The sequence below is a fragment of the Paenibacillus sp. JT22N1 genome (assembly GCF_059692155.1).
In genome coordinates this window covers 522,859-536,207 of sequence record NZ_JCAUAW010000001.1, presented here as the reverse complement: position 1 = coordinate 536,207, position 13,349 = coordinate 522,859, and the positions used below count along the sequence as shown (strand labels likewise).

Genomic DNA, 13,349 nt, shown 5'->3' with positions numbered 1-13,349 from the left:
AGTATCCCGTTAGCTTAATAGGACCAATCTAAATTCACATATTCAACTTTCTTTGCTTGATACATTTTATCTTTATATTCATAAGCAATCACAATCGCACCGACGAAGACTCCAGATGATATTTGCCCAAGAATAGAAGCCATTAATTGATCGTCTATAACACCAAATTTAACAATATTACCGAAGAAAACATCAGAGAATAGGTTCTCTTGTTTAATATGAAATTTCTCAATCTGTTCTACCGTTTTCGTGTTTCCAATGATTATTTCTGCTATACTCGCTGTCAATCTTGTCTTTACGTTCTTTAATATTATTGATAATGGGTTATCCACCAACACTTCTTCGTAAATTCCATCAATGGTAGTCTGAGTCGATTGAAACACATGTACCTCTGTATTCAAAACACCTGTGCCATAGTCTTTTGTTAAAACGATAATGAGTTCCTTTTTACCATCATGATTTATGTCGTTGTAAAATAACCTTGGGGCATATGTGGGATTATCTACGTTTTTCCAATCATGAAAGGATCGAGTAACTCCATTTATTTGTAATTCAAATTTATCAAAATAACCTTCTCTTTCGGTTGCATAAAGAGTAGCTTTTGCTTCCGATAAAGTGGCAACAGCATGTTTTTTCGACTCAGCCTTATTCGATATAGGTGTTACGGCAAATGCAACAGAAACAATTGAAATAAGCATAACAAATGTAGCAGTGAGTACCATGAACCATCTTTTCATCTAATCAAATAACCCTCTTTCCAAGTTCTCCCGTATATTGTCTTACCTAGTTTGTCATCCGTGTTGTTCCGCAATACTGCCCGTTTAATGACGCTTAGTCAGTCCAATACTTTATTTTCACGGTCTAATTTTTAGTCTTAAACTTTCATTTTTTCCTCACAGCTCAACTATAAGTACCGACGGCAAAGAAATGCTTCAAACTCGATAAAAAAAAGAACCGCGGCGGCAGTTCCTATTACAATTTATTCAACTATCGTTCTCCATTAAAGTAATGACTTATTTAAGGTGTCGCCTGCAATTGCACGGCGAACTGAAGTCGTTGCATAATGTTGAAAAGAAGCAACGAGTGTTACTCCAACTCCCTTAGAGGCACTTTAAAGTACCATACAAGCAGCACAGTTGCAATGGCGGATAACATATAACAAAGCAGTGGCCTTAAGTAATGAAGCCTTGAAAAGGTAAAAATCGCAATGTTAAAAACGATTGACCACCCAAAGTTCCATCCGTTGTAATAAGAGAATTGTCCAAGACATATACTGCACCATTCCAGTACAGACCATAAAGCAACCCAGAGACCGATCCAGCCAATCTGTTTGAACCAGCCTGATGGAAAACGTCCCAAATAAACAAGCAGCATGCTTGGGTATGCAATAAACATGACGAACAAGTTTATTAATGTATGGTTGGGAAAAATGGCGGTAGGGGTATATTTCCACAGAGGATAATGATCTGTAAGCACATTATAGAGCAGATCGCAGCTAATGAAGTAAAGGATGGTAGCGTGATAGCTACGCCAGTTTCGCCAATCGCCCCAGCGCCAGGCAACAACAATATCGATCAATGTCACTATAATATTGAACATGCGACTCCATCCTTTAAGTTTGATTGGGCATATTATTGGTATTTTTACCATCAATCATACAATAAGTATTTGAACACGGAGGGAAAGAGCATCCATGTGCTCATTCCTCCAAATATCAATTTGTCCGGCTTTTATATAAGTACCGACTGCAAGGTAATGCTTCATAAATGGTACTGACGGCAAAAAAATGCTTGAAATACTTCTATAAAGAAAGAAATTGCCGTAAAACCAAAGGTTTCACGGCAAAATTATGCTTCAAACTTTGGCAAAAAATTAATTCAAGTCACAGAAGCATATCTTTGCCGCAGCTGCATGAAAATGCTTCAAAGTACTCGCGGCAAAGTAATGCTTCCAGAATCACAATTAACGGGATCCGCAGCTGCAGATCCCGTTTCAATTCATTGAACTATCGTTCTCCGTTAGTTCAATGTGCACATGTAACATTTATTGGGATAAAGCACATCGGATTGTCATTTCCTACCACATTTCAACAAGCTTCTGTTGACTCCTTGTTGACTTGGAGCAGCTAGAGAGAATGAACCTACAGCACTTTGTGGTCTGTATCCCAAGTGCCCGTCGGACGCGGTCTTACGCCCCCTATTCCTCGCCCTTCGCAACCGGGTTATCCTCATACGAAATCCAGTCGCTCCAGCTGCCTACGTAAAGCTTCACATTATCGTACCCAGCTTCCGTTAGAGCTAGCACGTTAGGGCAAGCAGTGACTCCTGCACCACAGTAAACGGTAATCTTCCGGTCTGACGGAATAGCCTCAAAACGCTTACGCTGATCGGCCGCACCAAGGAACACGCCGCCGGGAGATCCCTCCTCCCAATAATGATTAATCGCGCCTGGAATATGTCCTGCTTTGAGATACTTCGTTTTATCCTCGCCTGTATAGCGCCTGCTAATCCGCGAATCCAACAGAACCTGATCGTCCTGACCGATTCCAGCCTTAACCTCGCTCATTGTCGCGTGCAAACTCTCATCCAACCGGGGCAAAAACCGTTTAACTACAGGTCGAGACGGCTCTGCCGTTACCGGATAACCACCTGCCAGCCAGCCTGAGTAGCCATCGGACAGCAGCTTTACTCGCTCGTGTCCGGTATATTTCAGCATCCACCACAACCGCGAAGCAATACTACCTCCCTGATCGTCGTATACTATCACTTCACTGCTCTCATCAATACCGGCCCTTCCCAGCTTATCTGCGAACGCATCCAGATGGGGCAGCGGGTGCCCGCCTCCGTGTGCTTCCTTAGGACCTGAGAGGTCCGTATTCAGATCAAAGAAGACTGCCCCGGGAATATGGCTCAGCAAATATGAATCGTAACCGGCTGACGGTTCGCCTAACACGAAGCGGACGTCCGTAAATACGGTGTTCGAATCATTGAGCCTCCTGAACGCTTCAGATGAGTGGATTAAATTAGACATGGGCACTTCCTCCAATTGGCAAAATGATCTCCGTAATATAATTGTCGCTGACCGTAGTGCTCCAGGGATCGATGATACACCGCTCATATGAAGCCCCTTGCAATGGAATTTCCTTCTGCTTCGCCCATTCCTTGAGTTTGCGGTACGTGTCAGAGATCGTTCGGTAATCTCCCTTGTGCATGACGCTTAACACCTGGAACCCCCCAACCTCTGTCGTAAGCGCAGCATTCGTCTCATCTACAATAACGGCCGTGTAACAGTCTACGCCTGTGAATGTATGATTGATGCGCTGATCGAAATCGTTAAAATAAAGCATAAACGGCCCATAGGCAAATATATTATTCCGACTGCATAATTCGACGAGAAGATTGCTGTAAAGAACCTCTATGTCCGCAGCTTGATGATTCTGGATTTCGTAGCGGTACTTCATCGTCCGGTAGAGCGGAAAGCTCGCAACCGCGATTTTGCTACTCTCCTGCGACTCCTCGAGAAGGGTTTCTCCTTGCTCCAGAAGCTGCTGCCATTCTTTAATGGCGAAATGCTTCTTCTGCAACTCAGCCATTTGCTTCTCGACAATCAGCAGCTCTCTGGCCATGTAGTCTTCCAATACATCAAAGTTCGGTCGCTCCAGCATTCGGCTAATACTTGCGAGCTTGAAGCCAAGCTGCTTGTAATATTTTATTAGCGGAATTTTCCGTATACTTTCCATAGAGTAATACCGGTAATTGGTTTCAGGAACAATTCGGTCAGGCGTCAGCAAGCCGATATTGTCATAATAACGAAGCCTCCGAATCGGAATATTACATAGCCTCGAAACTTCTCCAATGGTATACCATTCCATGCTGCGCCCCCTTTCACTCCATCATCCTGTACTACAGCAGATCCTTAATCGCTTTCTTTATGATCAGAAGCTCAGGATTGATTAGTCTCTCCCGTTTGTTCCCGTGGCCAAAGTCTAACCGAATTTCCTCCTTAACAACACCAGGTCGGAAAGATAGCACATAAATCCGGTCAGACAAGAAAATTGCCTCTTCGATATCATGCGTAATAAAAAGAATCGTAACGCCCAGAGCCTCCTGAACTTCCAGCAGCCAAGCCTGCATACTCTCTTTAGTAATTGAGTCCAGCGCGCCAAAGGGTTCGTCCAGAAGCATAATTTCACCCGTAGCAAGGAAGGTGCGCAAGAAGCTCGCACGCTGTTTCATTCCTCCGGATAACTGGCTTGGATAACAATGCTCATACCCCCTCAGCCCCACCCGGTCAATTAACGAATCCGCCTTGGCCCGCGAAGCCTTTTTATCGAAGCCCTTCAAATCCAATGGCAGCACAATATTGTCCAGCACGGTTCTCCAAGGCAGTAACAGGTCCTTCTGCTGCATATATCCGATCTCTGCGTTTACTTGCAGCGTTCCCCCGTCTGCCGGCACCAGACCCGTTATAATGTTGAACAATGTACTTTTTCCGGAGCCGCTTGGCCCAAGAATGGAGACGAACTCCCCTTTGCCTATATTCAGGGAGACATTCTTCAAGATCTCAGTGGGACCGTAGGACTTGCTGATACGATCCAGACGGATCAAGGCGTCCTTATCGCCGGAACACGGTGCAGTCTTTTCCAACAGCGCTCTATCTTGCATGGTAACCTCCGCTATTTCCAGTGTGTCGTTTTTTTGGCAATAAAGTTGATCAGATAAATGAAAGTAACACTGATGATGACAATGACCAAAATCGCCGCAAACACTTTATCGAGCGCGTAAGCATTCTTGGTGCGCACCATATAGACGCCGATCCCCTTGATTCCGCCCTGCCATTCTCCGATAATTGCCGCCATGATCATATAGGTTGCCGCTATTTTGAGTCCGGAGAAGAAATTGACGAGCGCATAAGGAAGCTTCAAATGAATGAACGTCTGTAGCTTGGATGCCTTGTATGAATGAAACAGGTTCAGATAATCTTTGTCCACCCTCTCAAATCCGTCCACAAGACTAATGCAAATTGGAAAAAAGCACACCATAACGATAATGAGAATTTTCGGCAAAATGCCGAAGCCAAACCAGACGATGAGCAGTGGAGTAAGGGCGATGGTCGGAATAGTCTGGGAGACGATCAGGATAGGATAAAGTGACTTCTTCACTATAACGAAGCTGTCCATCAGAATGCCCAGCACAAATGCTAACGAAATCGAAAGTGCAAACCCGAGGATGGACTCATAAAGAGTCATGCCGACATGACCTGCTATCGTACCAAAGTCGCTGGTGAGCGCATCCACCGTATCGAGAGGCGAAGGCAGAATATATATAGGTACATGGGCCAAAGTCACGATCAGCTGCCATACAATTACTGCAAGAAGAAGAGTGGCAATCGGATACAGCCTTTGATCCAGTCTTTTGAGCCTGTTCATGGGTAGTCACACCTTTGCATTTATCTGCGGTTTCAAGTAGAAATGAGATTCCGCTATTCTTTGATTAGGAAACAAGAAAGAAACCAAACACCAGATCATTGGTGATATGGTCCTTTATCACTAAATCCGCTAATTCATTCTAAATACTATAATTCCGATAGATTTTATATGATATTAACAACATCCCGTTATTCTGTCAACTACTAATCGGCAGCCTACTCCAAGATCGGAGTTATCTTTTTTTCAAATATGCAAGTAAATCTCGTCCTGCCTGCCCTTCGAACCACTTCGCGTGCCCCAGCCAGAAGCTCTCATAAGCTAGATCGGCATTGGCAGCCGAACGAACGACACCTGCAAAATATTCAATCTCGGACAGGGCAAATTCCGCATGCACTAGAGGGAGCATCGCCGCGAGAGCCGCCGACTCTTTATCGCTTAGAGGACGGATCGACTCATACCCGGACAGCAAGGCTTCAAGCTCCTCATAATGCACAATGTCATGCCGCCCGCTTTCTTCAATCGCGAGCCATTCAATGGTATTGCGCTCGATGGCCGTAGCCAGATCATAGACGGCATTCGTCCGGTCCGCGAGCCCAAAATCAAGAATCGTCTCAACGCTCGAAGTTCCGTCACGGTCATCCCACAGCAAATTCGAGGCATGCCAGTCGTTATGCGTCCACAGTGAGCGCAAATCTCTAAGCCATGGAGCAAGGCGGGCATGAAGGGGCAAGAAAATCGTCTTCAGGTCCCTCTCCCAAGGACGATTGCGGATGTAATCCGCTAATGCCTGCCGCTCGGCGATATATGACGACATCGCTGCATGAGGATCTGTAGAAGCAAAGATTGAGAAGCTCGATACAAGCGCACGGACCGGCCTTGGAGGAGCGTCGAAGTTTTCCGCGGCAAGATGCATCCGAGCAAGCGCTTCACCAGCTGCGTAGGCATGTTTTTCGGAGAGAAAAGGGCTCCATGAGACAGCATCGCGGTATAAATCAAGTCCCTTGGCAAGCCGGTGCACCTCATACGTCCATTCGTCCATTTCGAAGGCCGTCTGACCCCCAATTCCGGCAAGAACATCGCTGACCGGAATCCCCTCATTCCGCAGATGCCTGATAAAACGATGCTCCTCCGTCAATCCAGATACATCCCGTACAGAATGATGGTGTCTCTTCACAAATAGACGCACTGTAGATGTAACAGCAATTGTGGCGCTGGAGAATGGACGCGGACTATGCCATATAAGAGTCGAAGCTTCCTCCAAGTCAGGATAAAAGCTGAGAAGGCGGTTAGCCTCCTCCAACGTAATCGGCGCCCAATCCGGCCGGACAAGCGTCGTTCCCATCCCGTGAACCTGCACCTCTGTCATGTTCGTTTGATCATTCATCTCATATCCCCCTGAGGCAGGAATTCATTCGTATAAGCGGTCTTCCAGCCGTCTCGGTCCTGCAAAATGCCATGGTTTGCTAGCCACTCTGAATAAGGAGCGAGCAGCTCGGTTCTTTGTACGCCCCAGACACCGTCATGCAGCCAAGTACTTGCAATAAGCGGCAGCGAGCGCTCAACGAGTTGAGCCGGGAAGTACGGAATAAAGCGTTCGAAGATTGGTGCGGCCTTGAGCGGGTCCGCGGCCAAAGTTCGATAGCCTCGTTCCGTAGCAGCCAAAAACGAACGTATAGTCTCAGGGTCCCGCCGAGTCTCCTCCTCCTGCGTTCCCAGCAGGTAGCTATGGTAAGGCGGCGCCCCGATCTCATCCACAGGCCATACGATTCGCTCCTCTTCCGGAACGGCGGTGTCCATCAGAATCTCCCATGCCCAGTAGCTGCCGAAAGTCGCATCCACTTCCCCGGCAGCAATCGCATCAGGACTCAGTTCCCGCGTGCCGCGGTCGACCACAATGATCCCATTCGGATCTCCGCCGTCGGCGTGAACCAGTTGTCGGATCATAGCAAGCCCCCGTGGGGTCGGATTCATGGCTACCCGCTTCCCGCTCAAGTCAGCCGGACGCCGAATTCCTGTACTTCGCACGGTCTGCACCGTCTCCATTCCCCTATGATTAATAGCGGCCACGCCAATGACGACGGGCAGCTTCTCTCTTTGCACCAGCAGTCGATTGCTAGGGAAGATACCGAAATCCGCATCCCCTGTTGCGAGATACGCGAGCGTGTCCCCCCGTCCGGGATCATACACCGTAAACTCCACATCAAGACCGGCATCCCGGTACCATCCCTGCTCACGCGCATAGTAGAATCCGGCTGCATTGGTCCAAGGGTAAAAGTATTCCAGCATTACCTTCACATTTTTCATCAGGTCAACATCCTTTTCGTTAGGGTCTGTTTTCTTCTGCACTGCTAGGTTGGTGAAGCTGTCCTCACTTAGGAAGCAATTCGTTCGTGAAGGCTTCCTCCACATTCAAATCCGACTGTATCAATCCCTTGCTCTTCAAAAACTGCGCATATCTACTCCATACTTCCGCCTTCATCTGCCCCCATGCCGGAGCGTCGGCGATATATTGGGCTGCCAAATATTTCTGGCTCTCCACTGCCAGATTCTTGTTAATCTCCGGCGCATGCCTCAGTAACAGCTCTGCACCTTCCTCCGGATGATCAATCGCGTAGCGATAGCCCTTTTCCGTTGCCTTCAGGAACTTGCGCACCTTGTCAGGCTGATTGGCAATTGTCTTGGTCCCCGCGATCAGAATTGGCGTGTAGTAATCGAGTGCCGGATCAAGCTCCCGAGCCGGAATATAGGTCAGATTTATGCCTTTGATTTTGGCCTCAATTCCAGTCCAGCCTTCAAAAATCCAGGCAAAGTCAACATTTTTCGTCGTAGCGGCGAAGAAATCGTCGTTACCAATATCCACATGCTTCAGCTTGCCGTAATCGGCCCCGTTCTTCTCCATGACAGCTCGAAGAATTGCTTCCTCCGAGGGAGAACCCCAGCCGCCGTAAAACTTGCCTTCGAAATCCTTCACACTCTTAATATTTTTGCTCTTGGGTGCAGCAAAGCCGGAGGTGTTGTGCTGAATAATGGTTGCGACTGCCTTGATCGGCAGGGGATCCTTCCCTGTTAACGCATAAGTCACATCCTCTTGGTAGCTGACGCCAAAGTCGCCTTTTCCTGCGGCAACCAAGGTGGACGTCGTTCCCTCGGAAGGTTGAACAATTTGAACATCCAGTCTTTCATCCTTGTAATAGCCCTTCTCCAAAGCAATATATAAGCCGGTGTGGTTCGTATTCGGAGTCCAGTCAAGTATGACTCTGGTTGGTTCCATACTATCTCTTCCCCCGTAGCCTTGCTTTCGATCATCGCTTCCGCACCCGGATAAAATCACTGCGGACACTACTCCAATACTCAACAAAATCAATAAGCTTCGTTTCATAATATGGATCATTCTCCTCCTGAAAACACTCTCTCGAAATTATATATTATAATTCCGATGCGTTTACTACGTTATTAAAATAATAACCCTACAGGTAACTGGAGGGTCAAGCATTTTATTTCCTTTTATGCGACTATTAAAGAGAGGTTGTGTTGGACCTCATTATTTCTGCATTAACGCTGCAGGCCTGGGAGGAAAGAACATGTATTATGCATTGATTGATTGGGACAATACGATACATCAGGGGTATACCATTTATGGATTAGCCGATCATCTGCTTGAGAGAAAGCTTGTCTCACAACAACTGCTTCACACCTTCAAGGAGTTGGAGAGCCTTTATCAGACAGACGCAATTTCATACGCTGCTTATACGGAGCGCACCTGCGAATCATTCGCCCAAGCTTTGGCCGGCTGAGTTTGATCCAACAAAAATGTGAAATTAATAAAAGCGATAAGACAACAATCGTTGAAACGATTGTTGTCTTATCGCTTTTATTAGGTTATAGAGAGGTCACAGAAAAGTATCAGGATCAGCATTAAATTCGTATCTATCTCATAATACTGCCCGTTAGCGGGGAAAAGGCAGCCTCTTGATCTCGGCTGCCTTCACTGGTGTTTTATTGAACTAAAGTTCCCCGTTAACATTCCTGTAGGTGTTAGTAGATTCAATTTGCAGAAAAACGGACGCCTCGTTAGGATGAGTATGTACTGGGTTGCAGCCCTCAGAACTCACCTTAGGAGGCGTTATTATGAAGTCTAGATTAATTAAAGTCCAAAATCAACGTGTTGAACGTATTTCCACTTCCACTCTTGTCATAGGCATCGACATTGCCAAGGAGAAGCACGCATTAATTTCCGAGGTATTGTCCTCACCAATCGCCCCATCATGTTTTCAAATGAGCATGCCGGCTTTGAGCATTTAAAAAACAGCATTCGTAAGTTACAAAAATGCACAGCATGAATGACGTCGTTGTGGGAATGGAGAGTACTGGCCACTACTGGTTCAATATCGCCAATTGGTTGGTGAAACAGGGTATTTCTGTTGTCCTTGTCAATCCAATGACTACCAAACGCAATAAGGAAAACAGAGATAACTCCCCTTCAAAGAATGACCCCAAGGACGCATTGGTCATTGCCGATGCAGTGAGTCGTGGGTTCTACACACCTTTCTCTCCAAAGGAAGAAGCTTTCCGCAAATTTCGACCATGCGGTAGAAAAGAAGGTATAGGTCTATATTGCTATATTTTCAGTAGAGTTGATAAAAAAATCGCATTACGGTCAATGCGGGAAGAAACTTTGCTAAATGTAAAAGATGCGGCTGCTCTACTCGGGACCAACGAGAATTTGACATCTGGCTGGATAAGAAAAGGATTTATTCCTCACGAAGTTTTAAATGGTAATATAAAAATTAAACATGAGTATATAATTGAATTTCAGAAAACATATATAACTCTTGTCGAAATTATTAAACTTACAAATAAGTTTGGCCAAAAGTTAGTAAAAGAATTAGCTTCTTATGGGGTAATTGCAAAGACAGGTCTTTCTATAGATGGTGGTACTGGATATTTGTATTTACGATCCGAGGTGTTACTTGTAATTCCTTGTAAAACTGAGCGTTTCTTATCAATAATTGAGGAAAGCTGTGAATGATGTTGTTAGGGCACTGATAGGACATAAACATACAAAAAAAAGACAGTGGAAATTGGATAATGGCCACTGTCTCTTTTTTAGTTTCCTGATGTATAATTATACATTTTTATGCATAATTGTTTTAATGAAACAAAAACTACAACAATTTTTGAAACATTTACAGTTATTTATGAAAAATAAATAACAAGAACCAGAGCTCCCGCCCTGGTTCAATCCTAATTACACCTGCTGTACCCGCAGTTGACGCAATTCTTACACCCTTCGCTGTTCACCAGCGAAGCGGATCCACACGACGGGCACAGGTCCTTCGGCACAGCGCTAGCCGCGCTACTGCTATGACCCGTGTGCCCTACTTCCACTACTTGTGCTGGCGCATCCAGCACTTCACTCGTCGCGGTCACGTAGTTCCGCGCGTCGTCTTGCTCGTTCATCACTTCGTCGTGCTGCTCGAGCGCTTTGGCAACCGCGTCCGCGATGGACTCTACGCGGTTGTTGCCGAAGCCAATGGCGCCGGAACCGCCAATGCCTTTCAAGTGCTTCACGAGCAGCTTCACTTTATCGCCGTGATCGCCATAACGCAGGAACAAGGAGCACACGCGGCCGAGTGCTTCGGACATTGCGAACACGTCGGAGCCTGCTTTTCCTACGTTGAGGAAGATTTCACTCGGCGTACCGTTCATATCATTAATCGTGATATACGCCATCCCGAATGGTGTATTCACTTTATACGTTGCGCCGCGTAGAATTTGCGGGCGGCGCTTATATTGTTTATCGAATACTTGCTCCGTCTTCGCATCCACATCTACAGCTAGTTTGCCTGATAGATTAGTAAAGCTATCTGCTTCTTTCACGGCTTCAGCGGCAACAGCCACTGGAGCTGCTTCTGCTTTCTTCTCTTCCTTTTTCTCAGCGCTTGTACTCAATACTTGCACATCACGGCTGCCATCACGGTAGATGGTTACACCCTTACAGCCTAGATCAAAAGCCAATTCATACAAACGTTTCGTTTCTTCCACGGTGAAGTCTGAAGGACAATTCGCTGTTTTGGAGATCGAGCTGTCTACCCATGTTTGAATCGCAGCTTGCGCACGGATATGATCTTCCGCAGTCAATGTCATGGAGGTTACGAAGTAGTCCGGCAGATCTTGACCCGGATTCGCATCTTTCCACTCCTGTGCGATCGGTACATATTGTTTATCAAAGCCAAGACGGCTTTGACGGAAATATTCAAAAGCAAAGTATGGTTCAATGCCCGTCGAAGTACCGACCATCGTCCCCGTACTTCCAGTAGGTGCTTGAGTAATTACTGTTACATTGCGCATGCCATTTTGCTTAATCGCTTCGCCAACTTCAGGGAATACTTTCGTCATGTTTTTCATAAAGCCGCTCTCAAGGAATTTATCTTCAATAAACTCTTTGAAAGACCCTTTTTCACCGGCAATTTCAGCCGATGCCAGATAAGCTTCTCTAGCCATAAAGCCATAGATTTTGTCCAAAAACACCAGAGATTCCGGACTTCCGTACCGAATTTTCAACTTAATCATCAGTTCAGCAAGACCCATAGTACCTAATCCTACGCGGCGCTCGCCTTGTTGGTTCGTCCGATTTTCTTCAAAATGATAGGGTGTCTTATCGATAACATTATCGAGAAAGCGAGTCGAATAACGAACCACTTTACCCAAATCTGCCCAATCCACATCATGATTATCAGCGTCATAAAACTTAGATAGATTAATAGCAGATAAGTTGCAAACGCCCCAAGCTGGAAGCCCCTGCTCCCCGCATGGATTCGTACAAATAATCGGATTGAAGTACCAACTGTTGGACATTTGGTTGTAGTATTCCAAGAATACGACACCCGGCTCAGCTGATTTCCAAGCAGATTCAATGATTGTATGCCAAACATCACGTGCTCGTACAGTACGATAAGGCTTGACGGCTTTACCTAGTTTTTTCCAAGCTTCTAAGTTGCCATCCCATTTATCATTGTAATCAGGATCCGTCGTATCCGGGAAAACAAGCTCCCACTCGAGATCTTCCTTAACGGCTTTCATAAATCCATTGCTTACACAAACGGATAAATTTGCATTCGTAATTTGACCCATCGTTGACTTCACAGTGATGAAATCCTCAAGATCAGGGTGCCAGTCGTTAATCATGAGCATAAGTGCTCCGCGACGGCTGCCTCCTTGTTCAATTAAGCCTGTTGTATAGCTAAACAGACCTCCCCAAGAAACAGCACCGCTGGATGATCCATTAACACCTTTCACAACGGAACGGCGTGGACGAAGCGAAGACAGATTGATACCGACTCCACCGCCGCGAGACATAATTTCCGTCATTTCCGAGAGTGTGCTCATAATTCCGCCTCGGCTATCGTGTGGAGACGGGATAACATAGCAGTTAAATAGGGTCAGTTCATCACTTGCGTCGGCACCAGCAGCAATACGTCCACCTGGTACAAGCTTCCAATCATCAAGAATATATCTGAATTTATCTGTCCATTCTTTACGTTTCTCAGGGGTTGCCTCTACGGATGCCATTGCACCTGCCAAGCGGTCCCACATTTCTTCCGGTGTCTTCTCAATATTTAAAGTGAGCTTTTCAACTGCGGATTCAACAGTCTCACCGCTCCGTGTTTTTACTTTAACGGTATCGCCAACACGACTCACAATTTCGCCAACTTCTTTGGCTGGGAATTTGGGGTCATCCTTCGTCAAAACGAGAACAGTATCCCCCACCTTGGCGAAACTCGTATCTGCATTTTTGAGTGCATAACGATCCAAAAATATTTTCTCGCTTAAACCATCCAACCTCTTATTCGACTCTACAATCCCCATGCATAAGTCCCTCCCAATAAGCTACAGATTCAGCTACAACTAAAATTAAAGT

General features: G+C 46.0%; 13 protein-coding genes. 3 read left to right on the top strand and 10 right to left on the bottom strand.

Annotated elements, in window-relative coordinates:
• Nucleotides 1-14: 14 nt before the first annotated feature.
• The 9 genes from AC58UU_RS02500 to AC58UU_RS02460 form a co-directional block, all read right to left on the bottom strand.
• Nucleotides 15-737, bottom strand: coding sequence for a hypothetical protein (locus AC58UU_RS02500; RefSeq protein ID WP_497312650.1), 723 nt, complete (start codon nt 735-737; stop codon nt 15-17).
• Between the two features lie 349 nt (nt 738-1,086).
• On the bottom strand, nt 1,087-1,599 hold the full coding sequence (locus tag AC58UU_RS02495) for a CBO0543 family protein (RefSeq protein WP_497312648.1): 513 nt from the start codon (nt 1,597-1,599) through the stop codon (nt 1,087-1,089).
• Nucleotides 1,600-2,196: 597 nt separating this feature from the next.
• Nucleotides 2,197-3,030, bottom strand: coding sequence for a sulfurtransferase (locus AC58UU_RS02490; protein WP_497312646.1), 834 nt, complete (start codon nt 3,028-3,030; stop codon nt 2,197-2,199).
• Nucleotides 3,023-3,871 carry a MerR family transcriptional regulator gene (locus AC58UU_RS02485; protein WP_497312644.1) on the bottom strand — a complete coding sequence of 283 codons (849 nt, stop codon included), beginning with the start codon at nt 3,869-3,871 and terminating at the stop codon, nt 3,023-3,025. Before AC58UU_RS02485 ends, AC58UU_RS02490 begins: the two co-directional genes overlap by 8 nt.
• 31 nt (nt 3,872-3,902) lie before the next feature.
• Nucleotides 3,903-4,664, bottom strand: coding sequence for an ABC transporter ATP-binding protein (locus AC58UU_RS02480; RefSeq protein WP_497312642.1), 762 nt, complete (start codon nt 4,662-4,664; stop codon nt 3,903-3,905).
• Between the two features lie 11 nt (nt 4,665-4,675).
• Nucleotides 4,676-5,428 (bottom strand): ABC transporter permease, encoded by a 753-nt coding sequence (locus AC58UU_RS02475; protein WP_497312640.1) that lies wholly within the window; start codon nt 5,426-5,428, stop codon nt 4,676-4,678.
• Nucleotides 5,429-5,660: 232 nt separating this feature from the next.
• Entirely contained in the window at nt 5,661-6,812 is a 1,152-nt protein-coding gene (locus tag AC58UU_RS02470) for a phosphotransferase enzyme family protein (RefSeq protein ID WP_497312638.1), read from the bottom strand.
• Nucleotides 6,809-7,732, bottom strand: a complete 924-nt coding sequence (locus tag AC58UU_RS02465) for an ABC transporter substrate-binding protein (protein WP_497312636.1) — start codon at nt 7,730-7,732, stop codon at nt 6,809-6,811. Before AC58UU_RS02465 ends, AC58UU_RS02470 begins: the two co-directional genes overlap by 4 nt.
• A 64-nt stretch (nt 7,733-7,796) precedes the next feature.
• Nucleotides 7,797-8,807 (bottom strand): ABC transporter substrate-binding protein, encoded by a 1,011-nt coding sequence (locus tag AC58UU_RS02460; RefSeq protein ID WP_497312634.1) that lies wholly within the window; start codon nt 8,805-8,807, stop codon nt 7,797-7,799.
• A gap of 202 nt (nt 8,808-9,009) precedes the next feature.
• Here AC58UU_RS02460 and AC58UU_RS02455 point away from each other — a divergent pair, with 202 nt between their 5' ends.
• The 3 genes from AC58UU_RS02455 to AC58UU_RS02445 all read left to right on the top strand — a co-directional run bounded on the left by AC58UU_RS02455 (nt 9,010) and on the right by AC58UU_RS02445 (nt 10,457).
• Nucleotides 9,010-9,222: a hypothetical protein gene (locus tag AC58UU_RS02455; RefSeq protein WP_497312632.1), complete on the top strand. Its 213-nt coding sequence runs from the start codon at nt 9,010-9,012 to the stop codon at nt 9,220-9,222.
• A 334-nt stretch (nt 9,223-9,556) separates the two neighbouring features.
• Nucleotides 9,557-9,730, top strand: coding sequence for a hypothetical protein (locus AC58UU_RS02450; protein ID WP_497312630.1), 174 nt, complete (start codon nt 9,557-9,559; stop codon nt 9,728-9,730).
• Between the two features lie 34 nt (nt 9,731-9,764).
• Complete coding sequence (locus AC58UU_RS02445) at nt 9,765-10,457, top strand: helix-turn-helix domain-containing protein (protein WP_497312628.1); 693 nt, start codon at nt 9,765-9,767, stop codon at nt 10,455-10,457.
• Between the two features lie 215 nt (nt 10,458-10,672).
• On the opposite strand, the gene AC58UU_RS02440 is transcribed toward AC58UU_RS02445, so the two are convergent.
• Nucleotides 10,673-13,297 (bottom strand): adenosylcobalamin-dependent ribonucleoside-diphosphate reductase, encoded by a 2,625-nt coding sequence (locus tag AC58UU_RS02440; RefSeq protein ID WP_497312626.1) that lies wholly within the window; start codon nt 13,295-13,297, stop codon nt 10,673-10,675.
• Nucleotides 13,298-13,349 lie beyond the last annotated feature (52 nt).

What these genes read in the sequence shown, in the direction of transcription:
- AC58UU_RS02500 (WP_497312650.1), bottom strand. Translation starts at nt 737, where the DNA reads ATGAAAAGATGGTTCATGGTACTCACTGCTACATTTGTTATGCTTATT.
- AC58UU_RS02495 (WP_497312648.1), bottom strand. Translation starts at nt 1,599, where the DNA reads ATGTTCAATATTATAGTGACATTGATCGATATTGTTGTTGCCTGGCGC.
- AC58UU_RS02490 (WP_497312646.1), bottom strand. Translation starts at nt 3,030, where the DNA reads ATGTCTAATTTAATCCACTCATCTGAAGCGTTCAGGAGGCTCAATGAT.
- AC58UU_RS02485 (WP_497312644.1), bottom strand. Translation starts at nt 3,871, where the DNA reads ATGGAATGGTATACCATTGGAGAAGTTTCGAGGCTATGTAATATTCCG.
- AC58UU_RS02480 (WP_497312642.1), bottom strand. Translation starts at nt 4,664, where the DNA reads ATGCAAGATAGAGCGCTGTTGGAAAAGACTGCACCGTGTTCCGGCGAT.
- AC58UU_RS02475 (WP_497312640.1), bottom strand. Translation starts at nt 5,428, where the DNA reads ATGAACAGGCTCAAAAGACTGGATCAAAGGCTGTATCCGATTGCCACT.
- AC58UU_RS02470 (WP_497312638.1), bottom strand. Translation starts at nt 6,812, where the DNA reads ATGAATGATCAAACGAACATGACAGAGGTGCAGGTTCACGGGATGGGA.
- AC58UU_RS02465 (WP_497312636.1), bottom strand. Translation starts at nt 7,732, where the DNA reads ATGAAAAATGTGAAGGTAATGCTGGAATACTTTTACCCTTGGACCAAT.
- AC58UU_RS02460 (WP_497312634.1), bottom strand. Translation starts at nt 8,807, where the DNA reads ATGAAACGAAGCTTATTGATTTTGTTGAGTATTGGAGTAGTGTCCGCA.
- AC58UU_RS02455 (WP_497312632.1), top strand. Translation starts at nt 9,010, where the DNA reads ATGTATTATGCATTGATTGATTGGGACAATACGATACATCAGGGGTAT.
- AC58UU_RS02450 (WP_497312630.1), top strand. Translation starts at nt 9,557, where the DNA reads ATGAAGTCTAGATTAATTAAAGTCCAAAATCAACGTGTTGAACGTATT.
- AC58UU_RS02445 (WP_497312628.1), top strand. Translation starts at nt 9,765, where the DNA reads ATGAATGACGTCGTTGTGGGAATGGAGAGTACTGGCCACTACTGGTTC.
- AC58UU_RS02440 (WP_497312626.1), bottom strand. Translation starts at nt 13,297, where the DNA reads ATGGGGATTGTAGAGTCGAATAAGAGGTTGGATGGTTTAAGCGAGAAA.